The 21,714-nt window shown below is 64.1% G+C and carries 15 protein-coding genes and 1 tRNA gene; 12 read left to right on the top strand and 4 right to left on the bottom strand.

The genetic code is table 11. The features are described from left to right. Positions 1-197: 197 nt before the first annotated feature. Positions 198-386, bottom strand: a complete 189-nt coding sequence (locus ACZY0R_RS14635; protein ID WP_488859072.1) for a hypothetical protein — start codon at positions 384-386, stop codon at positions 198-200. Between the two features lie 14 nt (positions 387-400). Between ACZY0R_RS14635 and ACZY0R_RS14630 the strand changes: the two genes are divergently transcribed. The 8 genes from ACZY0R_RS14630 to ACZY0R_RS14595 all read left to right on the top strand — a co-directional run bounded on the left by ACZY0R_RS14630 (position 401) and on the right by ACZY0R_RS14595 (position 11,731). After that, positions 401-1,177: a FadR/GntR family transcriptional regulator gene (locus tag ACZY0R_RS14630; RefSeq protein WP_488859071.1), complete on the top strand. Its 777-nt coding sequence runs from the start codon at positions 401-403 to the stop codon at positions 1,175-1,177. Between the two features lie 112 nt (positions 1,178-1,289). Continuing rightward, positions 1,290-2,699: an amidase family protein gene (locus tag ACZY0R_RS14625; RefSeq protein WP_488859069.1), complete on the top strand. Its 1,410-nt coding sequence runs from the start codon at positions 1,290-1,292 to the stop codon at positions 2,697-2,699. A 30-nt stretch (positions 2,700-2,729) separates the two neighbouring features. Then, positions 2,730-3,734 carry a Bug family tripartite tricarboxylate transporter substrate binding protein gene (locus ACZY0R_RS14620; protein WP_488859068.1) on the top strand — a complete coding sequence of 335 codons (1,005 nt, stop codon included), beginning with the start codon at positions 2,730-2,732 and terminating at the stop codon, positions 3,732-3,734. A gap of 478 nt (positions 3,735-4,212) precedes the next feature. Beyond that, positions 4,213-5,622 carry an MFS transporter gene (locus ACZY0R_RS14615; RefSeq protein WP_488859707.1) on the top strand — a complete coding sequence of 470 codons (1,410 nt, stop codon included), beginning with the start codon at positions 4,213-4,215 and terminating at the stop codon, positions 5,620-5,622. 73 nt (positions 5,623-5,695) lie between these two features. Further along, positions 5,696-6,754 (top strand): porin, encoded by a 1,059-nt coding sequence (locus ACZY0R_RS14610; RefSeq protein WP_488859066.1) that lies wholly within the window; start codon positions 5,696-5,698, stop codon positions 6,752-6,754. A 143-nt stretch (positions 6,755-6,897) separates the two neighbouring features. Continuing rightward, positions 6,898-7,857 carry an AEC family transporter gene (locus ACZY0R_RS14605; protein WP_488859065.1) on the top strand — a complete coding sequence of 320 codons (960 nt, stop codon included), beginning with the start codon at positions 6,898-6,900 and terminating at the stop codon, positions 7,855-7,857. A gap of 571 nt (positions 7,858-8,428) precedes the next feature. Then, on the top strand, positions 8,429-8,848 hold the full coding sequence (locus ACZY0R_RS14600) for a hypothetical protein (RefSeq protein ID WP_488859063.1): 420 nt from the start codon (positions 8,429-8,431) through the stop codon (positions 8,846-8,848). 453 nt (positions 8,849-9,301) lie between these two features. After that, positions 9,302-11,731: a DUF3772 domain-containing protein gene (locus tag ACZY0R_RS14595; protein ID WP_488859062.1), complete on the top strand. Its 2,430-nt coding sequence runs from the start codon at positions 9,302-9,304 to the stop codon at positions 11,729-11,731. Positions 11,732-11,761: 30 nt separating this feature from the next. Here the strand turns inward: ACZY0R_RS14595 and fusA are convergent, their stop codons facing one another. Next, positions 11,762-13,810, bottom strand: a complete 2,049-nt coding sequence (gene fusA, locus ACZY0R_RS14590) for an elongation factor G (RefSeq protein WP_488859061.1) — start codon at positions 13,808-13,810, stop codon at positions 11,762-11,764. A 483-nt stretch (positions 13,811-14,293) separates the two neighbouring features. Between fusA and ACZY0R_RS14585 the strand changes: the two genes are divergently transcribed. Then, positions 14,294-14,370, top strand: a tRNA-Arg gene (locus tag ACZY0R_RS14585). A gap of 237 nt (positions 14,371-14,607) precedes the next feature. On the opposite strand, the gene ACZY0R_RS14580 is transcribed toward ACZY0R_RS14585, so the two are convergent. Together ACZY0R_RS14580 and ACZY0R_RS14575 are read right to left on the bottom strand one after the other, a co-directional pair. Beyond that, positions 14,608-15,609 carry a lipase family protein gene (locus ACZY0R_RS14580; RefSeq protein WP_488859059.1) on the bottom strand — a complete coding sequence of 334 codons (1,002 nt, stop codon included), beginning with the start codon at positions 15,607-15,609 and terminating at the stop codon, positions 14,608-14,610. A gap of 407 nt (positions 15,610-16,016) precedes the next feature. Continuing rightward, positions 16,017-16,718 (bottom strand): TetR/AcrR family transcriptional regulator, encoded by a 702-nt coding sequence (locus tag ACZY0R_RS14575; protein ID WP_488859058.1) that lies wholly within the window; start codon positions 16,716-16,718, stop codon positions 16,017-16,019. A 312-nt stretch (positions 16,719-17,030) separates the two neighbouring features. Between ACZY0R_RS14575 and ACZY0R_RS14570 the strand changes: the two genes are divergently transcribed. The 3 genes from ACZY0R_RS14570 to ACZY0R_RS14560 all read left to right on the top strand — a co-directional run bounded on the left by ACZY0R_RS14570 (position 17,031) and on the right by ACZY0R_RS14560 (position 21,687). After that, complete coding sequence (locus ACZY0R_RS14570) at positions 17,031-18,755, top strand: AMP-binding protein (protein ID WP_488859057.1); 1,725 nt, start codon at positions 17,031-17,033, stop codon at positions 18,753-18,755. A gap of 73 nt (positions 18,756-18,828) precedes the next feature. Then, a complete protein-coding gene (locus tag ACZY0R_RS14565; protein WP_488859056.1) occupies positions 18,829-20,010 on the top strand; it encodes an isovaleryl-CoA dehydrogenase in 1,182 nt (393 codons plus the stop codon). A gap of 69 nt (positions 20,011-20,079) precedes the next feature. Then, positions 20,080-21,687, top strand: a complete 1,608-nt coding sequence (locus tag ACZY0R_RS14560) for a carboxyl transferase domain-containing protein (protein WP_045242432.1) — start codon at positions 20,080-20,082, stop codon at positions 21,685-21,687. Positions 21,688-21,714: the final 27 nt, after the last annotated feature.

The raw sequence follows: 21,714 nt of genomic DNA, 5'->3' as shown, positions 1-21,714 counted from the left end.
CCACCGGCTGGGTCGCAGCCCGGCAGTAACGTCGAATTTTGCCTGATTTTGCTTCGGGGGGCTTAAACACGAGATGGCTTTTTGCATTATGAAATGCAAAAAACACGCATTGCCTGCCCGGCTGGTATCCCGGGACGGCCTCTTCCGGCGGCCTGCGCACAGCGTGCAGCGTCCGCGCCAGCCCCGTACGCGGGGCGCTACGGCGCCTGCGTGCCGGGCTTGTTCCGGCTGCCTTGCGCGGCGCCAGGGGCCTCGCCATCAGCCTTCAGCCGGCCATCCACCTCTTGCGCCGCCTCCACGAAGGCGCGATGCCCGCAAGCCACCGCCTCGGGAATACCCGCATAGGAAAAATCAGGCCGCTGACCAATTATGATAATTATGATCATAAATAGAGTCAGCAATGCCTCACACCCCCAAGCCCGGGTTATCCGGCAGCAAGCGCGTAAAGCGCGTCGATCAGGTAGTCAACGGTATCAAGCGCTGGATCGTCCAGACGCACCAGAAAGTGGGCGGCAAGTTGCCGCAGGAGGCGGCGCTGATCGAGCAGATGGGCGTCGGCCGCGGGACGGTGCGCGAGGCGCTGACCGCCTTGCAGGTGCAGGGCCTGGTCACCGTCACTACCGGGCCCAACGGAGGCGCCACGCTGACGCAGCCCTCCTACGTCCAGTGCCTGGAGGCTGTCTCCAACTTCCTCTACTTCCAGCCGGTCGATATCGCGACGCTATATGCCTTGCGCCGCGCGGTTGAGCCCGAACTGGCGGCCAATGTGGCATTGCGCCTGACCGAGGCCGACCTGGCCGATCTCGATGCGCTGATCGGCCTGAGCCATCCGGCGCATGGCGGCAGCGAGGACTGGAACGAGCGCCGCGAAGCGGATCTGCTCTTTCACGACCGGCTCGCCGATGCCTGCAGCAGCCCCATGCTGGCGCTGTTCTGCCGCCTGCTCAACGACATCATTCGCCGCGTGATTGTGGTACGCAACGCACAAGAGAGTTTCGACCGCTTTGACGACGAGATCGTCCACAGCCACACGGCCCTGATGGACGCATTCCGCGCGCGCGACGCCGACCGTGCCCGCGCACTCATGCAAGAGCATATGGCGCACGCCGAAGCCCTGGCCCTCGAAGCCGAGTCGCGGGTCGACCGGAGCAGCCTGCTGATAAATCCGGGCGACTGACCTTGGCCGCGCGGGTCTCGCCCGCCGGCACAGACCTCCTCCCCGCCACACTCCCATCAGCCGTCAGCCGATGTGGGCGGGATCGCTTTTGCTCTAATTTTTGGAGTCCCACGTGAAACCCCATGAAACGCTGTGGCGCTGGAGCGCCGTCGACATTGCCGCCGCGGTACGGCGGCGCGAGATATCCTGCCGCGAGGCCACGGCCAGCGCGCTCGCGCGCATCGAGCAGCTCAACCCGAGCATCAACGCCCTGGCCGAAGTGCTGGCCGGGCAGGCACTGGCCAGCGCCGATGCAGCCGACCGGCTGATCGCGAGCGGAGCGCAACTCGGGCCGCTTCACGGCGTGCCCGTCACGATCAAGATCAACGTGGACCAGGCGGGCCATGCCACCACCAACGGCGTCATCCCGCTGCGGGACAATATCGCGCGCGAGGACGCCCCGGTGGTTGCCAACTGGCGCAATGCCGGCGCCATCATCGTCGGGCGCAGCAACACCGCCACCTACTCGTCGCGCTGGTTCACCGACAACGGTCTGCACGGGCGCACGCTGAATCCCTGGAACCCGGATATCACTCCCGGCGGGTCCAGCGGTGGCGCCGCTGCCGCGGTGGCCTGCGGCATGGGCGCGCTGGCACATGGCAATGACATCGGCGGCTCCATCCGCTATCCGGCGTATGCCTGCGGCGTGCCTGGCCTGCGGCCCACGACAGGCCGGGTACCCGCGTACAACCCCACTGCCAGCGTCGAGCGCGGCATCACGCCGCAACTCATGTCGGTGCAGGGACCATTGGCACGCAACATGGCTGACCTGCGGCTGGGATACCACGCGATGGCGCGCCATGACGCGCGTGACCCCAGTTGGGTGCCGGTACCGCTGGAACTGCCGCAGCCGGCGGGCCCTATCCGCGTGGCGCTGTTCAAACGCTGCCCCGGCATCCCCATCGATCCAGCAATCAGCGAAGCGTTGGACAGCGCTGCGCACTGGCTGCAGCAAGCCGGCTACGCCGTCGAGGAAGCCGCGCTGCCGGACTTTGTGGAAGCCGCCGCCCTGTGGCGCACGCTGACGACTGACGACAGCCGCCGGAATATCGTCGCGGGCGTGGAACAACATGGCGACGACGCCATGCGGCGCAGCCAGCGCAACATGCTGGCGGGCATGCCGGAGACCGACCGCGACGGCTTCCTCGATGCCCTGGCGCGGCGCCAGGCACTGGGCCGCAACTGGTCGGTCTTTCTGCATAAATATCCGCTGGTGTTGATGCCGGTGTCATGGCAGCGCCCATGCCCGCAGGACGCGGATACCGGCACGCTGGAACAAACCCACGCCCTGCTTGACGCCCAAAGCCCGCTGCTAGCCACTGCCATGCTGGGCGTGCCGGGCCTCTCGGTGCCCACAGGCATGGCCGGCGGTGTACCCGTCGGCGTGCAACTGCTGGCCTGGCGCTTCCGGGAGGATCTGCTGCTGCAGGCAGGCCAGGTCATAGAAGACGCCGCGCGCTTCACCCCGTTCACCGCTCGATAACAACCCCCGCAACCAAGACAGGAGACTCCCATGAACGAACGCAACCCGACTTCCCCTGCGTGGCTTTCGCGCCGGGCCATGCTGGCCGGCACCGCCGCCGCCCTCTGCACCGGCAGCCTGATCTCGCGCGCCGCATGGGGGCAATCCGTGTCTCGCATCATCGTGCCATTCCCGGCCGGGGGACCCGCCGATTTCATGGGCCGTCTGCTGGCCGAGAAACTCAAGGAAACGCTTGGCCGGACCGTCATCGTCGACAACCGGCCCGGTGCCGGCACCCGCGTGGCGGCGGAGGTATTGAAGAACGCTCCGGCAGACGGCCATACCGTGCTGCTGGCGCCGGTGGATCCGATGTTTATCGGACCGTTGATCTATAACAATATGCGTTTCAATCCCGCCACCGATTTCAGGGCGATCACCGACGTGGCCGGCGTTCAGTTTGGCCTGGCGGTCAATGCAAACTCCCCGGCCAAGACACTGGCCGAGTTTGTCCAGGCAGCCAAAGCCCGTCCCGCTGACCATTCGATCGGCATCAGCACGGTTGGTACCCTGCTCCACTTCCTCGCCGGGGAATTCGTGGCCCAGTCCCGTACCGGCAGCACCCTGGTGCCCTATCGCGGAGGCGGCGCCCTGGTGACGGACTTGATGGGAAACCAGATTGCGGCGGGCATGGACGCGACGACCTCGTTCATGGAGTACCACCGTGCCGGCAAGCTCCGCGTGCTGGCGGTGGCCGGCGACAAGCGCGCGGACGCCCTCCCCGACGTGCCCACGTTTGCGGAATCCGGATTTCCAAACCTGGTGACCTCGTCGCGCTACCTGCTGTACGTGCGCGCCAACACCGCGCCCGAGGTGTCCGCACAGTGGTACCAGTCCGTGCGCAAGGTGCTGGCCATGCCCGACGTCCGCGAGAAACTGGGCCGCACCGGTTATGACTTGCTGCCTGGCGGTACAGCGGACGAAGTCGGCAAATATGCGAACGCACTTGCCGCTCGCTGGACGCCGGTCATCAAGGCATCCGGCTTCAAAGGCGACTAAGTCCCGGAGCCGCCGGCGCGGGCCAGGGGCGCGCGCTGGCGGCTATCCGTTGCGCAAGGCAGCGGTGGCGACAAGCGGGCCTCGCAGCCGGACGCTCCTTTCCCCGATCACAGTGACAACGAATGTGTTCGCGGCTTCTTCCCCCCTTTCACCGACGCTCCCCGCCCGCGGCACACCGGCATCGGCCCCCCAACTTGCCGCGCTTGATCTCCCGTCTCGCAGATACCGCGCAGCCGGCGATTGGCGGCGCCGTGGCGATCAGGTCGCTCGGCAGGCGCTCGAGTGCCGTGTACACCTTGCCAGCGCTGTCGCCGCAGTTGACCCCGGCGCAGGTCCCGGAAACCCCTCCCGCTAGTAAAAACCCGACTTTCGGGCGTCTAACGCGCAAGTCGCGCGATTAGCGCGCAACTTGCGCGAATTGAGCTTGTCCGGGGACCGGCGATCGCTTAATTTTCAGGCACCAAATACAGGAGACAACATGGCTACCACCATCGACCGTGACACACACGGCGCACGCCAGACGAAGAAGGCGACCGCGAGCGGCTGGATCGGATCGGCGCTCGAATACTATGACTTCTTCATCTATGCGACGGCCGCGTCCCTGATCTTCCCGCAGATCTTCTTCCCCTCGGGCAACCCCAAGATCGCGATCGTCGCGTCGCTGGCAACTTATGGCGTCGGCTACATCGCACGGCCAATCGGCGCATTCTTCCTGGGCCACTGGGGCGACACCCACGGACGCAAGACCGTGCTTGTCCTGTGCATGTTCCTGATGGGTTTCTCGACGATGGCGGTCGGCCTGCTGCCGACGTATCAGCAGGTCGGCATGCTTGCCCCGGTGCTGCTGGTCGTCCTTCGCCTCATCCAGGGTTTCGCGGTGGCCGGCGAGATTTCCGGCGCCAGTTCGATGATTCTCGAGCACGCCCCGTTCGGCCGGCGCGGCTACTACGCCAGTTTCACGCTCCAGGGCGTGCAGGCCGGCCAGATCCTCGCCGCCGCGGTATTCCTGCCGCTGGCGTACTACATGCCCGCCGATGCCTTCAACGCATGGGGCTGGCGCATTCCCTTCCTGCTGAGCGCCTTCGTGCTCCTCGCCGGCTTTATCATTCGCCGGGAAGTCCATGAAACGCCGGCGTTTGCCAAAGAGGTCAAGAGCGGCGAAGTGGCACGCTCGCCCATCGCCGAAGCCTTCAAGCACAGCTGGGCAGACATGATCCGGGTCGTATGCCTCTCCCTGATGAACGTCATCCCGGTGGTCGCCACGATTTTCGGCGCGGCCTACGCTGTGCAACCGGCGTATGGCATCGGCTTCGACAAGAGTGTCTATCTGTGGATTCCGGTCGCGGGCAACATCGTCGCGGTGTTGGTCATTCCGTATGTCGGCAATCTGTCCGACAAGATCGGCCGCAGGTTGCCGATCATTGTCGGTGCGCTTGGCTCCGGGCTGCTCTCATTTGCTTACCTCTACGCCATCAGCATCCACAACGTGCCACTCGCCATCGTATCGTCGCTGCTGATGTGGGGCATCGTCTACCAAGGCTATAACGCGATCTTCCCGAGCTTCTACCCCGAGCTGTTCCCGACCCGTTCCCGCGTCTCGGCAATGGCCATCGCCCAAAACGTCGGCACGGCTATCACCGCCCTGCTTCCGGCACTCTTCGCAACGGTGGCGCCGCCGGGCTCGACCAATATCCCCCTGACGGTCGGGGCGATCGCCCTCGCCGTGACGATCATCGCGGCGATCGCCGCCTGGAGTGCCCGCGAGACCCATCGCATCCGCATGAGCGACCTCGGAGAACGCGGCGCGGTCCCCATGGACAAGCGGGAATACGACCGGCTGCGGGAAGAGGCAATGGGCGAAGCGAAAGTGAACAAGGCACTCGCCTGAGGCAGCTTGCGACCTATCAAGACGGATTAAAAGATATCAATAAATATCAAAAGCCAACCGGAGGAGTATCAATATGAAAAAAGCCGCCGCCCTGCTTATCCTGGGGAGCGCAGCATGGCCAGCATTCGCGCAGCAATCCGGCGTCACCCTGTATGGCCTGATCGACACCACGATTCGTTTCTCCACCCACGAGAACGCTGCCGGCAACAGCAAATGGCAAATGACAGACGGCGAACTGACCGGCAGCCGCTGGGGCCTGCGCGGCACCGAAGACCTGGGCAACAACCTGAAGGCCTTCTTCATCCTGGAATCGGGCTTCAGCCCCGATACCGGCACCAGCCAGCAAGGCGGCCGCCTCTTCGGACGCACTGCGGTGGTCGGCCTGGACGGCAATCTGGGCAAGCTCGCCCTCGGCCGGCAGTACACCCTTGCGCACGAGATCCTGTCCTCCTACGAGGCCATGGCCTTCGCCAACAACTCCATCGTCGGGTACCAGGGCGGCAACTACACCGGCCTGCGCTACGACAACACCATCAAGTACATCAAATCCTTCGGCGGCCTGCAGGTGGCCGGCGCCTACACCTTTGGCGAAGTCGCCGGCAGTACCTCGGCCAGCAACGCCGCTGCCGGCTCGCTGGTCTACAGTTCCGGGCCCTTTGAGGTTGGCGCCGTCTACCAGGTCACGCACGACGTCTCCTCCGCCTTCTTTGGCGCCGTACCCGCTTCGCAAGCCAGCAAGCAGACCGTCTGGGGCCTGGGCGGCACCTGGAAAGCCGCGCGCGCGCAGTATTACCTGGGCTATACCAACAATCGCCTCGATGTCGCCGACTATCGCAACAACGTCGGTTACGTGGGCACCCGCGTCAACCTCACCGACGCCCTGAGCCTGATCGGAACCTTCCAGTACGACTGGCTCAAGCACGCCGGCGAAAGCGGCAAGCGCCTGACCACCGCGGCCATGCTGGACTACAACTTCAGCAAGCGGACCGACGTCTATATGGCGGTCGATTACACCCACCTGAGCGGCGCATGGATCCCGCTGAACAGTTCCCCCACCTTCATCAACAGCGGCAATACGTTCGGCAACAGCACACGGCTGGGCGTCATGGCCGGGATACGCCACAAGTTCTGAGCGCTGCCAGCGACCCTCCAGTTGCAAGAACAAAAGCCGCAACGCCGCCCGCATGCTGTGGTTGCCCTCCCCGGCGCCGCGGCATGACGGCGGCGTTGCGCGCGCCAGCCTTAACTTAACGGACGCCTTTCGGAAGCCACCTAATGCTCGACATCCTGGCCATCATCGCCCCGATCTATATCGCCATCCTGATCGGATACTCGATGACCCGCGCGGGGATCTTCGCCAAGGCCGACATGCGCGTCTTCGGCAAGTTCGTGATCAATCTGGCGTTGCCTGCGCTGCTGTTCCGGACGCTGTCGCAACGACAGCTTGGGGAGATCCTAAATATCAGCTACCTGCTCGCGTATTGCCTCGGATCGTGGGCAATGGTTGGCCTGGGCTATTTCTGGTGCCGGCGGGCTGCCGGGCTGAATCCGGCCACCAGCGTTTTCTACGCGATGGGCATGTCGTGCTCGAACAGCGGCTATGTCGGCTATCCCATCCTGCTGCTCACCCTCGCCCCTGTGGCCGGGGTATCGCTTGCGCTCAACATGACGGTGGAGAACCTGCTGCTCATCCCCTTCCTGCTCTGCATGGCCGAGAGCAGGCAAGGCGGCGCCGGACAATGGCGTGCATTGGGCAAATCGCTGATGCGGATGGCCTATAACCCGCTGATTATCGGCTTGCTCGCTGGGCTGGCCGTGTCGGTACTCGGATTGAAACTGCCCGGGCCGGTGATACGCACGGTCGATATGCTGGCGACTGCCTGTAGTGCCCTTTCCCTGTTTGTCATTGGCGGCACGCTGGTCGGGCTTCCCATGCGCGGACACGGCTCGCGGATTGCGCCGATTGTTGTTGGCAAGCTGGTGCTCCATCCGTTGCTGGTTTTCGTGGCGATCACGATGGTGCCGATGCTCGGACTCGGGGAGATCGAGCCTTCGCTGCGGATGGCAGCTGTGCTGATGGCGGCCATGCCAATGATGGGGATCTATGCGACCTTGGGGCAGGTTTATGGGCAGGAAGATTTCAGCGCGGTGACGTTGCTGGTGACTACGGTTGTGTCGTTCTTTACGCTGAGCGCGTTGCTCTGGGCATTAGGAAGATATTGGAGTCTGGCGTGACGGCCGGACGGATGTGGGCAACCTGATTGCCCCGAGGTCGTCCGCCGGGGGGCAGCGGAGCCGGAATCAGGCAGGCAAATCTTAAAGAAACATAAGAAAAAGACGGGTAAAGCCCCCGCTTCGCCTGCAACAGAACGGCATGAACTTCTGGGCCATCACCGACGCGGAACCGGAACACCTGAACATATTCGTGCAGGCGATGCGGAAAATGCAGGGCAATTAGCGTATTGCGCCAAAAACAACCAAACTTATTCGTCGCGATCGCCCGGCTGCCGCATCGCGTGCCGTTCGGCTATCACGGGATCTGGCGCAGCAACGCCTAGCCTGCCGGCTGCATCTTGGCGCTTCGTGCCATGGCCGAGGCATTGCGGTGCTAATCCCCGGCCATCAAGCCGCAGGAAGGCCGCAAGCCGTAGCCGGCGCCTTGCCTGTCTTAGAAGCGGCCGTCCATGGACTGCGGCGAGGCGCTGGCGCCGACCGCGCCCGGAAGTCCCTGCCTCCCCTGGGGTGGACATCGCGTTGCCGCACCGCCATGATTCCATTACGGCCAACCTCCACGAGGGAGCCAGCCATGACCTCCACGCTCCGCCACGCCCTGTGCTTACTTCTCAGCACCTGCTGCCTCATTCTCGCCGCGTGCGGCGGGGGCGGCGAAATCGTAGTGACCACCGGTGACGGCACACCCGGCACCCTCTCCATCATCATCTCGGGCCTGCCTGCGGGAACGCCCGCCAACGTTGCAGTCACTGGCCCCGGCGGCTACCGGCAGACTGTGGGGCAATCGACGACGCTGGCGAACCTGGAAGCGGGCACCTATACCGTGACAGCGGCCAGTGTCATTAAAGGTGCCGTCACGTACCGGGCGCAACAACCGGTCCAGACGATTATGGTGGCGGCAGGCAGCGCGCCTGTGGCCGGCGTGATCTACGGCTCATCCGAAGTCACTCCCATGGCGCTAGACCAGATGGCGGACGGCCTCGCAATGCAGTAATTCCTCGCGAGCCAATATGCTGTTTGGCAAGTTCCTTTCCTGCGGACACCGGACCACCGCACGATCAGGAGGGCCGGCATGCCTATGTATAATGCAGCTTCTTTAGGTCACGCCGCCACCAGACTGGTCAGCGCAATGTGGCCTGCGCAAGCGATGAATAAGCCAGTTCGGCCGCCAATCCGGCCCTGCTGCAGCGGCTTACCGCCCGCACGGCATCGTATCGCAGTGTCCCGCACTGACCGCCCAGTACCGGGCGTCCTCTCCGCCAGAGCAAGAGCACGCCGCCGAAATCGCGCCCCAGCCGTCTGATCGACTTCCCGTTTGATCGGCGCCGCGGCCGTCCAACATCCCGATCGTCGAGCCTGGCAACGCGCCGTCTGGCGAACCAAGGCCATCCACGGAAAAGTGCCCGATTGCTTGCCCGGCTAGCCGATCTGTAGCTTTTTTTGTCTTATGAGCAAACTCCCCAAGCTCGCGCTGAGCCTTGTGCTGATTGCGCTATTCCACCTGAGCCCGGCCGCGCTGCCGACAGCCGCCGCCGCCGATACCGTAAAAAGTACGGACACCCAGCTCGCAACGTCACTTTCGCACGCCGAGGCCGTCGCTGAACTGAAGAGGCTCCAGACAGAACAGGACCGTATCAAGCAGCTGGCGTCGGCCGCCACGAGCAGCACGCAGCTCGAAGGGCTTGACAATGACATCAAGCAACTGGCGGGCGACGTCGACAAGCTGACTGCGGCACTGCTGCCCGAGCGTGCGCAGTTGCAGGCACAGCTCGATGTGCTCGGGCCGGCGCCCGCCGCCGGAACGACGCCGGAAGCACCTGCCGTCGCGCTGCAGCGGGGCGAACTCAACGCGCGCAAGACGCAGCTGGACAATGGACTGAAACAGGCGGCCGACGACAAGGAGAACGTAGCCAACCTGAACGGGCAGATCGCCAAGCTGCAGCGCAGCCTGCTGAAGAACCAGCTGGCGCTGCGCTCGGACAGCATCCTGAGCGCGCAGTTCTGGATGCCGTTGTTCAAGCCGACACCGGAAGACCAGCAAAGGCTAAGTGCGTTCAAGGACCAGGTCGTCCCGTTGTGGCAACTGGCCTGGCAGCCGGGTCAGCAGGCTGTCACCACCCTCCTCGTACTCCTTGCGCTGGCTGTCTGGCTGATCGGCCGGCGGCTCATCGAGCGGGCTCTCGCGTGGTTCTGCCTGACGCAATTGCCGGAGTCCCGCCTACGGCGCAGTGCGCTCGCACTGGCGACAGCCCTCGCAACCGTCGTGACGACGGCGGTCGCGGTACAGATCGTCTGCTTCGCCTTCACCCGATACTACGAGCCGCCGCCCCAGTTGCAAGACCTGATCAGCGAACTCGGAAAGCTGACGCTGACCAGCGCGCTGATTTCCGGCCTCGGCCGCGCGCTGCTATGCACGCGTCATCCGTCATGGCGCCTGCCGGCACTCGCCGATCGGGTCGCGCTGGCGATGAGCCCGTTCCCAGCTGTCCTCGCCGGCCTGTTGCTGCTGGCCGGTACGCTCGAGCAACTGAACCGGAGCGCCGATACCAGCCTGCAAGTCACGCTGTCGGGCCGCGGCCTTGTGTCGCTTGTTGTGGTCCTGGCAATCGGCGCGGCGCTGCTGCGCGCCAACCGCGTGCGCACCCTGCTCTGCGCGGCGGGAGAGCAGCCCGAGGCGCGCTCCACGCTGGCCGGCATGATCCACGCTGGCGTGACGATTACGGTGATCGCATCGTTGTTCGCCCTGCTTATCGGCTATATCACTTTCGCGCGCTTCCTGACCTACGAACTCGTCTGGGTCGATATCGTCCTGTGTAGCCTGTATCTGCTGACGCAACTGACACGCGACATCTGCGAGTGCGTTTTCTCGTTGCATCATTCGAGCGGTAAAGTCATCAAGCAGCTGTTCGGCCTGGGGGACAGCCATCTCGAGCAGGCGTCGACGGTGGTGTCGGGCATCGGCACGAGCCTGTTGCTGCTGGTCGCGGTCATTGCCCTGCTGACCGGCGGCTTCGGCACGACACCGAGCGATCTGTTGAACAGCCTGCTCACGGTGCTCGGCGGAGAAAAGCTGCGCCGCCTCAATATCATGCCCGATCGGATCCTCAGCGCGGCCATCGCGCTGTCGGTTGGCATCTACCTGCTGCGCTCGGTACGGCGCTGGCTGGATGCGGAGCTTTTGCCCAAGGTATGCATGGAGCCGGGCTTGCGGGTCTCGCTCGTTACGCTGTTCAGCAATATTGGCTACGTACTGATCGTATTGCTGACCTTGTCGCTGCTGGGCGTCAAATGGGACAACCTCGCGTGGATCGTCAGTGCGCTGTCGGTCGGGATTGGCTTCGGCCTGCAGGAAATCGTCAAGAACTTCGTGTCGGGGCTCATTCTCCTGACCGAGCGTCCGGTGAAGGTCGGCGACATGGTGAGCATCGGCGGCGTCGAGGGCGACATCCGGCGCATCAACGTGCGCGCGACGGAAATCCAGTTAGGCGACCGCTCCACCGTGATCGTGCCGAACTCGCAGCTGATATCGCAGAACCTGCGCAACGTGACGATGAGCAATAGCACGCAAGGTGTGGCGACGCTGCAGCTGACGTTTCCGTTGAACATCGACCCCGAGCATGTGCGCGATCTGCTGCTGGAGGCTTACCGCGAAAACATGGCGATTCTCGAGAAGCCCGCGCCGTCCGTCACGTTCAGCCAGCTGGCATCGAACGGGATCACGCTGAGCGTGACGGGCTACGTAGGCAGCCCGCGGATCGCCACGGAAACAAAGAGCGACCTGCTGTTCGAGATCCTGAAGCGGCTGCGCGCGGCCGAGATCTCACTGTCGGTGCCACAAACGCTGAGAGTGCAAAACCTGCCTGCGCTGAACGCCTGATACCGCCGGCGCCATCGGCCTGCTGCACCGTCAGGCCGCGCCCTCCCCATGCGACTTGTGCTGCGAAGCCATCAGTTCCTGCTGGGCGGGCGGCACGGGTTCATAGTGACTGAGCTGGATCGTGTAGTTGCCGTGTCCGCCCGTGATGCTGTTCAGGCGTGACTGGTAGTCGTTGAGCTCGGACAGCGGCACCTGCCCCGCCACGACGACGCTGTTGCCGGCCCCCGTACGCGTGCCGCGCACCTGTCCGCGCTTGGCGGAGAGGTCGCTGATGATGTCGCCCATCGCCGTTTCGGGCATCGTCACCTCAATATCCACGATCGGCTCCAGCACACTTGGCCGCGCCTTGAGCACAGCATCGATAAAGGCCTTGCGCCCGGCGGCCGCGAACGCCACTTCCTTCGAATCGACCGAATGGCTCTTGCCATCGAACACGGTAACGCGCACGTCCTGCATCGGAAAGCCGGCCAGCGGCCCGCTTTCGAGAACCTGGCGGATACCCTTTTCAACTGCGGGAATGAACTGCCCCGGAATCGCACCGCCCTTGACCGCGTCGACAAATTCGAAGCCCGTGCCGCGCGGCAGCGGCTCCACGCGGAGCAACACCTCGCCGAACTGGCCGGCACCGCCGGTCTGCTTCTTGTGGCGGTGGTGCCCCTCGGCCTTGCCGCCGATGGTTTCGCGATAGGCGATCTTGGGCGGCCGCGTCACCACCTCGAGCTTGTACTGGTCGGTCAGGCGCTCGAGCGCGCAACGCAGCTGGAGCTCGCCCAGGCCAAGCACGACGGTTTCGTTGGTGCCGGCCGGATGCTCGATGCGCAGGCACGGGTCTTCCGCGCCGAGTTTCTGCAGGACTTCCGACAGGCGCTGCTCGTTGCCGCGCCGCGCCGGTTCGATCGCCAGGCCATAGATCGGCCTCGGAAAATCGAGCGGGACCAGGTGGATGTTGCCGTCCTCGCTGGCATCGTGCAGCACGGCATCGAAGGCGATCTCGTCGATCTTGGCCACCGCGCAGATATCGCCGGGTCCGGCCTGCGGCACTTCGACGCGCTCCTTGCCCTGCAGCATCAGCAGATGCGCGATCTTGAAGGGCTGGCGGCCGTCGCCGATATAGAGCTGGCTGTCGCGCGAGACGATACCCTGGTGGATGCGAAACACGGCCATTTTGCCGAGATACGGGTCCATCGTGATCTTGAAGACATGCGCCAGCACATGCTTGTCGGGCACCGGCTCGGCGCGAACGGCGACGCGGCGCTCGCCTGCGTCACGGTAGAAAAGCGGCGGATTGCCTTCGGTCGGGTTAGGCAGCAGGCGCACAAACACGTCGAGCAGTTCCCTGATGCCGGCGCCGCTGGCCGCCGACGCGAAACAGATCGGCACCAGGTGGCCTTCGCGCAGCGCCCGCTCGAACGGCGCGTGCAACTGCTCCGGCGCGATCGCCTGGCCCTGCTCCAGATAGAGTTCCATCAACTCGGGATCGATCTCCACGACCTGATCGACGAGCGCGTCGTGCGCCGAAGCCACGGACAGGAAGTCCGCCTCGCCGGCGGGACTGAAAAAACAGTCGGCGACCTCGCCGGCGCGCCCCGCCGGGAGATTGATCGGCAAGCACTCTTTGCCGAAGGCCTCCTGGATGTCGGCCAGCAGCGCGGGCAGATCCGTCTTTTCCTTGTCGATGCCGTTGACGATGATCATCCTGCACAGCTTGCGATCCTGCGCCCAGGCCATCATGCGCCGGGTCGTCATCTCGATGCCGGTCTGCGCGTTGATGACGATGGCGGCAGTCTCGACCGCCGGGAGGACACTCATCGACAGGCCGGAGAAATCGGGATAGCCGGGCGTATCGAGCAGGTAGATGCGGGTGTCGCGATAGTGCAGGTGCGCAACCGCGGAGGTGAGGGAGTGGCGATACTTGCGCTCGAGAGGATCGGAATCGCAGACCGTGGTGCCGCGCTCGATACTGCCCGGGAGATGCAGCGCGCCTCCCTTGTGCAGCAGCGCTTCGACCAGCGAGGTCTTGCCGCACCCCGCGTGCCCCAGCAGGGCAATCGTACGAATTGCATCGGGACTATAAAGCATGGCGCGCCCTCGTCCGGCAATGTCAGTTAGACCATTATTGGCGATAGGGGCCGGGAACACCATATGGAGTGATACCCGCGCCGCGCCGGCGCGGTGGCGATGCAAGCGGTGCAGTGGAATCGGCCGGCGGCGCGAGTGCCGCACGCCTCACCCGAAGCGTATTGGAAGGTACGCCCACACCCCACGACACGCAAAAATGGGGATTACCCGGCGCAAAATTTCCCGTTTCCGTAGGGGCGCCTGATTTGTGTGCGGTCGGGCACGGCATTTGGCGCGCAACGCAGGTTCGCGTCCGCGGGAAACGGCAACAAGGAGAGAGGCCATGCGTTGGTTCAGCCCGAGATATTCTGAACCCGCTCGTCACGCGGCTTTATTCGCGCCATTGGCTGGGGTACGACAAGAGCCCGCCGCACATCCTGCGCATGCATTAACCAAAAATAGATTGCATTTTTCCGCGATTGCGATATAGTTCTGCCCTCGCGTGCGGCTGTAGCTCAGTTGGATAGAGTACTTGGCTACGAACCAAGGGGTCGTGGGTTCGAATCCTGCCAGCCGCACCACCTATTTGAAGGGCTTCCAGTTATGGAAGCCCTTTTTCATTTGGGCTGCTGTGGGGCTACTGTGGGACTGCGCCGCGACCGAACCTGCCAACCTTTCAGCGCCTTGTATTCTGGCGACCCTCCTGCCGGCGCTGGTGATGTAGCTGCAATCGCGGCGAACTGTGCCAGCAAATTCAATCGCGCCAGTCGCCGGGTAATTCGCTTCCGAACGGAACGCCGCGACAGGCCGGACCCGGACTATGCCCCGCGCAGACGGTCCAGATTCTGCTGCACGAGGAGTACGTCCGTCACGATACAGTTCATCTCGTCATGGTTTGCCGTAAGCAGGCTGGCCCAGGAAACCTTGCCGGGCGCGACTCCCGCGTCCGCGGTGTAGGCGCGCAGGGCGCCAGGCGCCACCAGCGCCGCGTAGCAGACTGCGTGGTGATGGCAGAGAAGATCATCCCTGATCGTCGGGCCAACAGACGGAATGTTTGGGTTGGGGAATGTCAACACGTCCCGGAGCGATCTGAAGCCAGCAATCTCTTTCGGCAGCTTTGGCACGGCGTCAAGCGCGTGGTTGATCACGATGTAGTTATCAACCTTGCTCTGGAAGTCATCCGCGAAGCCCTGGTCCCCAGGCCGCGGCGACGCAAAGAGACAGGCCGCCAGTTTGTCACCGCCGATACCCGCCTTCGCCAGGCCTAGCGTGAGATAGCTTGCGATGGCCGCCCCCAGGCTATGCCCCGTGACGACCAGCTTGTTGCCGTTTGCCACATTCATGAGGCTCGGAAGCAGCGGTTGGGCGTCCCCCGTGTTATCGGCGCTCAGGAACTGCATGGAAGTGAATATGCTCGAGAAACCCAGTTCGACCTTCCCGGCGGTCGTGACGGACGGTACCCCGACCAGTTCGCACTCTGCGTTGACCAGCCACTCAAGCAGACTGGCCGTGCCTCGGATGACGATGAAGTCCGTGCCGGCACCGAATGGCTCCTTCAGGACGACACCGTAGCAGACCCTCTCGGCCAGTATGTGCATGCGCCGGTCCAGCCCGAGCAGCACATCGCTTGCCACCAGGTAGCCGGCCACGGCCTGCGTCGCAACCAGCCGGGCAAACAGGGAATCCTCAAGCCCCGATGGCCTGAGACTGGCCTTGCTTTCGCGGCAAGCGTTGAACACGTCCGCGATCAGCAGCGCAAGCTCGCCGACCCTGTCGATCTGCAGGCCACACTCCTGAAAGATGATCTCTTCGTCAGTCATCGTGGTACTCCCCGTTTGACGACAGGCACCACGCACTCATTGTGCGAGCGCCATCGTGTAGTTCGTGACCATCACCTTGGGTGAGACCGGAGCCCCGCCAGGCGCCTGAATGCGATTACCTTTCCACCCCGCGCTTGTTTTCCAATGACGACGAACCGGGGCAGTGTCTTGAGTCCATCAGTGCCGAGGAGCAAGCACATCGAAACCTGGTTTGACATGCCATGGAACGTGTTTCCAGCCGCTATCGGCGTTCCAGCCATTTATCCTGTTTCTTATCGGGCTAGCGCTCGCCGTCGGCTTCAACATAAACACCGTGGAGATTTCGGACTATCTCTAGCGTAGCCTACGGAACGGGCGGCATTGGTGGCGAGTGCGGAGTCCTTGTCCAAGGCGCGGAACACCTGGCCCTATACCGGCCCGCCGCTCGCCCGCCGCAAAGCCGCCCCCACCTCCCCATAAAACTCCCGCAGCGCCACCACCTCCAGATCCGGCGGCAACAAGGCCGGCCAGAGCAGCGCAACGATGTCCCTGGCGGTCCGCTCGATGTCCACCGGCCGCTGCCTGGCGATCGCATCCCAGAGAATGTGCTCCATCGGCCCAAAAATCGCCGAACGCAGCAAACTCAACGGCAAATCGGTGCGGATCTCCCCATTCTCCCTGGCCCGCGCCAGCATATCCATCAGCGGCGCCGTGTAGCGCCGTTGCAGCGGCACGAATACCTCGCCCAGCCCGGGCCCCTTGGCGCGGCCCTCGGAAAGAACCAGCGCGCACAGGCCGGTGCCCTGGATCAGGAACAGCCGTAAATGGGTCCGCACAAAGAACTCGAGCTGGGCCTTGGTGGTCTGGTCACGCGGCATGCCCTCTTCCACCGCCGCGATGATCTCGTCGTACCAGTCCTCGATCACCCGCACGCATAGCTCACGCTTGCCGTGGAAGTAGGTGAACACGGTGGCCTCCGAGATGCCGAGGCGCTGGGCGATCTCGGTCGTGGTGGTCCGCTCGTACCCCATCTCGGCAAAGACTTCGCGGCTCACGCGGAGGATGTCGCGGATGCGTTGCTCCGCCTTGGCGCCCGCGGGAATGCGGCGCCGCACCATGATGTCGTCCATCGACGTGTTACCTCGCTTGCCGGAAGCCGGCGATTATAGTGCCGCGCAGCATGAAAACCTGCGCCCGGGCGTGCCTCCGCGCCCCCTCGGCCCTGTCATCGCATTGTAATTGATCTTTACTCAAGTCTAGGTTGCAATTTTCCGGTCTAGCGTGTACTTTTCCACTCAACGCTACTGGTCCGGTGCCTGGATGGCAGGCCCAGATACAAGAAAATATGCGCACCCCGAGACTTGAGCCGCGCTCAACAAAGTTGAATAGAGCTCAAGAAGTCAGGTAACAGACATGATTGCGACAGCGCTTTGGAGACAAGTATGACCACACAGGGTGCCGCTAGCCCAACCACTTTGCCCATTGGCGGGCTCTCCCACGTACGGGGCCGGACCGATATCCCCCTGTCCGAACTGACGGTGCCGGCCTTGCTCGCGGAAACCGTAGCGCGTTTCCCGGACCGCGAGGCGGTGGTGTTCCGCGAGCAGGGTATCCGCTGGAGCTGGCGCGAGTTCGCGCAGGTGGTGGATGCCATGGCCGGCGGCTTGCGCCTGCTGGGCCTGGAGCGCGGGGACCGGATCGGTATCTGGTCGCCGAACCGCGTGGAATGGCTGGTCACCCAGTTCGCGACGGCGCGCCTGGGACTGGTGCTGGTGAATATCAACCCGGCCTACCGTTTGTCGGAGCTGGAATACGCGCTGAACAAGGTGGGCTGCAAGGCGATCGTGGCGGCGGAGTCGTTCAAGACGTCGCGTTACCTGGAAATGCTGCAGACCCTGGCGCCGGAGCTGCAAAGCTGCGAGCCGGGCGCGCTGCAGGCGGCGCGTCTGCCCACACTGCGCTGGGTGATCCGCATGGGCGGCGAGCGTACGCCGGGCATGCTGAACTACGATGCGCTGCTGGCACACGGCACGCACGCCATCACCGGGGAGCTGGACGCGATCACCGCGCAACTGGATCGCAACGACCCGATCAATATCCAGTTCACCAGCGGGACCACCGGCGCGCCGAAGGGCGCCACGCTGACGCACCGGAACATCGTCAATAACGGACGCTTTATCGCCATGGCGATGCGGTTCTCCGAGCAGGACAAGCTTTGCATCCCGGTGCCGTTCTATCACTGCTTCGGCATGGTGCTGGCCGTGCTGGCCAGCGTGTCCACCGGCGCCTGCATGGTGTTCCCTGGCGAGGCGTTCGAACCGGCAGCCACCATGGCGGCGGTCAGCGAGGAGCGCTGCACGGCGCTGCATGGCGTGCCGACCATGTTTATCGCGCAGCTGGATCACCCGGATTTCGGGAAATTCGACTTCTCCACGCTGCGCACCGGCATCATGGCTGGCTCGCCCTGCCCCATCGAGACGATGAAGCGCGTGATCTCGCAAATGCACATGGCGGAAGTGACGATCGCCTATGGCATGACCGAAACCAGCCCGGTTTCCTTCCAGAGCTCCACCACCGACCCGCTGGAAAAGCGCGTGACCACGGTCGGGCTGATCCAGCCACACCTTGAGGTCAAGCTGGTCGACGGCGCGGGCGAGATTGTGCCCGTTGGAGAAAAAGGCGAGCTGTGCACCCGCGGCTATTCGGTGATGCAGGGTTACTGGGACGATGAACCGCGCACCCGCGAGGCGATCCGCGATGGCTGGATGCATACCGGCGACCTCGCCACCATCGACGAAGAGGGTTATTGCAATATCGTCGGCCGCGTGAAGGACATGCTGATCCGTGGCGGCGAGAACATCTACCCACGCGAGATCGAGGAATTCCTGTTCCGCCACCCCAAGGTGCAGGCGGTGCAGGTGTTCGGCGTGCCCGATCCCAAGTACGGCGAGGAAGTGTGCGCATGGATCGTGCTGAAGCCGGGCGAGACCGCCACGGAGGACGATATCCGCGCCTTCTGCCGCGACCAGATCGCGCACTACAAGATTCCGCGCTATATCCGCTTTGTGAGCGAGATGCCCATGACCATTACCGGCAAGGTGCAAAAGTTCGTGATGCGCGACCGCATGACACAGGAACTCGGACTCGACGAGACCAAGACCGCCTGACTCCGACCCGGCTTCCACCTGACATCGGGCTGTGCTTCTCGCAGCCCCACTGAACAACATAACGAGCACTCCTATGAACGAACTTCCAGGCCTCAATTTCCACCTCGGCGAAGATATCGACATGCTGCGCGAATCCGTGCGCAACTGGGCGCAGGCCGAACTCGCTCCGCGCGCCGCGGAGATCGACCGCACCGACCAGTTCCCGATGGACGCCTGGAAGAAGATGGGCGATCTCGGCGTGCTCGGCATCACCGTGGCGGAGGAGTACGGTGGCGCCAATATGGGCTACCTGGCCCACATGATCGCGATGGAAGAGATCAGCCGTGCTTCCGCCTCGGTTGGCCTGTCCTACGGCGCGCACTCCAACCTGTGCGTGAACCAGATCCACCGCAACGGCACCCCCGCGCAAAAAGCCAGATACCTGCCGAAGCTGGTCTCCGGCGACTGGATCGGCGCGCTGGCCATGAGCGAGCCCAATGCCGGCTCCGACGTGGTGAGCATGAAGCTGCGCGCCGACTTCAAGGGCGACCGCTACGTGCTCAACGGCACCAAGATGTGGATCACCAACGGCCCGGACTGCGATGTGCTGGTGGTCTACGCCAAGACCGAGCCGGACCTGGGCGCGCGCGGCATGACCGCCTTTATCGTCGAGAAGGGCATGAAGGGCTTCTCGGTGGCGCAGAAGCTGGACAAGCTGGGCATGCGCGGTTCGCACACCGGCGAGCTGGTGTTCCAGGACGTGGAAGTGCCCGTCGAGAACATCCTCGGCGCGGAGAACGCCGGCGCCAAGGTGCTGATGAGCGGGCTGGACTACGAGCGCGCGGTGCTTTCCGGCGGCCCGGTCGGCATCATGCAGGCCTGCATGGACGTCATCACCCCCTACATCCACGACCGCAAGCAGTTCGGCCAGAGCATTGGCGAGTTCCAGCTGATCCAGGGCAAGGTGGCCGACATGTACACCACGCTGCAGGCGGCACGCAGCTATCTGTACACGGTGGGCAAGAACCTGGATTCGCTGGGCACCGAACACGTGCGCCAGGTGCGCAAGGACTGCGCCGCGGTCATCCTGTACACCGCCGAAAAGGCCACCTGGATGGCCGGTGAATCGGTGCAGATCCTGGGCGGCAACGGCTATATCAACGAATACCCGGTCGGCCGGCTGTGGCGCGACGCCAAGCTGTACGAGATCGGCGCCGGCACGTCGGAAATCCGCCGCATGCTGATCGGGCGCGAGCTGTACGCCGAAACGGCGTAAGCTGCCCTGCCGGCCTGCCTGCGCCGCCGCGATCACTGCACGACATAAAAGAATAGAGACCCGACACCTATGCCCACGCTCGAAACCAAACTCAATGCACGCTCGGAATCCTTCCGCGCCAATGCCGACGCCATGCAGGCGCTGGTCGCCGACCTCAAGGCGAAGATCGCCAGGCTGGCCGAAGGCGGCGGCGAGGAAGCCCGCGCCAAGCACCTCGGGCGGGGCAAGCTGCTACCGCGCGATCGCGTGCAGCAACTGCTCGATCCGGGCACGCCGTTCCTGGAACTGTCGCAGCTCGCGGCTTACGACATGTACGACAATGCCGCGCCCGGCGCCGGCATCATCACCGGCATCGGCAGCATCGCCGGGCAGGAATGCGTGATCGTCTGCAATGACGCCACCGTCAAGGGCGGCACCTACTATCCGCTCACCGTGCGCAAGCACCTGCGCGCGCAGGAAATCGCCGAGCAGAACAACCTGCCCTGTATCTACCTGGTGGATTCCGGCGGCGCCAACCTGCCCAACCAGGACGACGTCTTCCCTGACCGCGATCACTTCGGCCGTATCTTCTACAACCAGGCCAACCTGTCCAAGCAAGGCATCCCGCAGATCGCGGTGGTGATGGGTTCGTGCACGGCGGGCGGCGCCTACGTGCCGGCGATGAGCGACGAGTCCATCATCGTCAAGAACCAGGGCACGATCTTCCTGGGCGGCCCGCCGCTGGTGAAAGCGGCCACCGGCGAAGAAGTCACGGCCGAAGACCTGGGCGGCGCCGACGTGCACACACGCCTCTCTGGCGTGGCCGATTACTTCGCGCAGAACGACGCGCACGCGCTGTCGCTCGCGCGCAATATCGTGCAGCACCTGAACCGCCGCAAGCCGGACCAGATCCGCCTGCACGAGCCCCTGCCCCCGCGCTATCCGGTGGAAGAACTGTATGGCGTAATTCCTACCGACACGCGCAAGCCGTATGACGTGCGCGAAGTCATTGCACGCATCGTGGACGATTCGGATTTTGACGAGTTCAAGGCGCGCTACGGCACCACGCTGGTTTGCGGCTTTGCGCGGATCTGGGGCTATCCGGTCGGCATCATCGCCAACAATGGCATCTTGTTTTCGGAATCGGCGCTGAAGGGCGCGCACTTCATCGAGCTGTGCTGCCAGCGCAAGATCCCGCTGGTGTTCCTGCAGAACATCACCGGTTTCATGGTGGGCCGCAAGTACGAGAACGAAGGCATCGCGCGCAACGGCGCCAAGATGGTGACGGCGGTGGCGACGGCGCAGGTGCCGAAGTTCACGGTAATCATCGGCGGCTCGTTTGGCGCGGGCAACTACGGCATGTGCGGGCGCGCGTATTCGCCCCGTTTCCTGTGGATGTGGCCGAACGCGCGGATCTCGGTGATGGGCGGCGAGCAGGCGGCCAGCGTGCTGGCTACCGTGCGCCGCGACGGCATCGAGGCCAAGGGCGGCAGCTGGAGCGCCGAGGACGAGGACAAGTTCAAGCAGCCGATCCGCGACCAGTACGAGCACCAGGGCCACCCCTACTACGCCAGCGCGCGGCTGTGGGATGACGGCGTGATCGATCCCGCCCAGACGCGCACGGTGCTGGGCCTGGGCTTGTCGGCCAGCCTGAACGCGCCGATCGGCGAGATGAAGTTCGGCGTGTTCCGCATGTGATCGCGCGCCGTCATTGCACGCGTAAAT

The sequence above is a fragment of the Cupriavidus sp. F041 genome, assembly GCF_057814235.1.
This window is presented reverse-complemented; position numbering and strand designations above follow the sequence as displayed.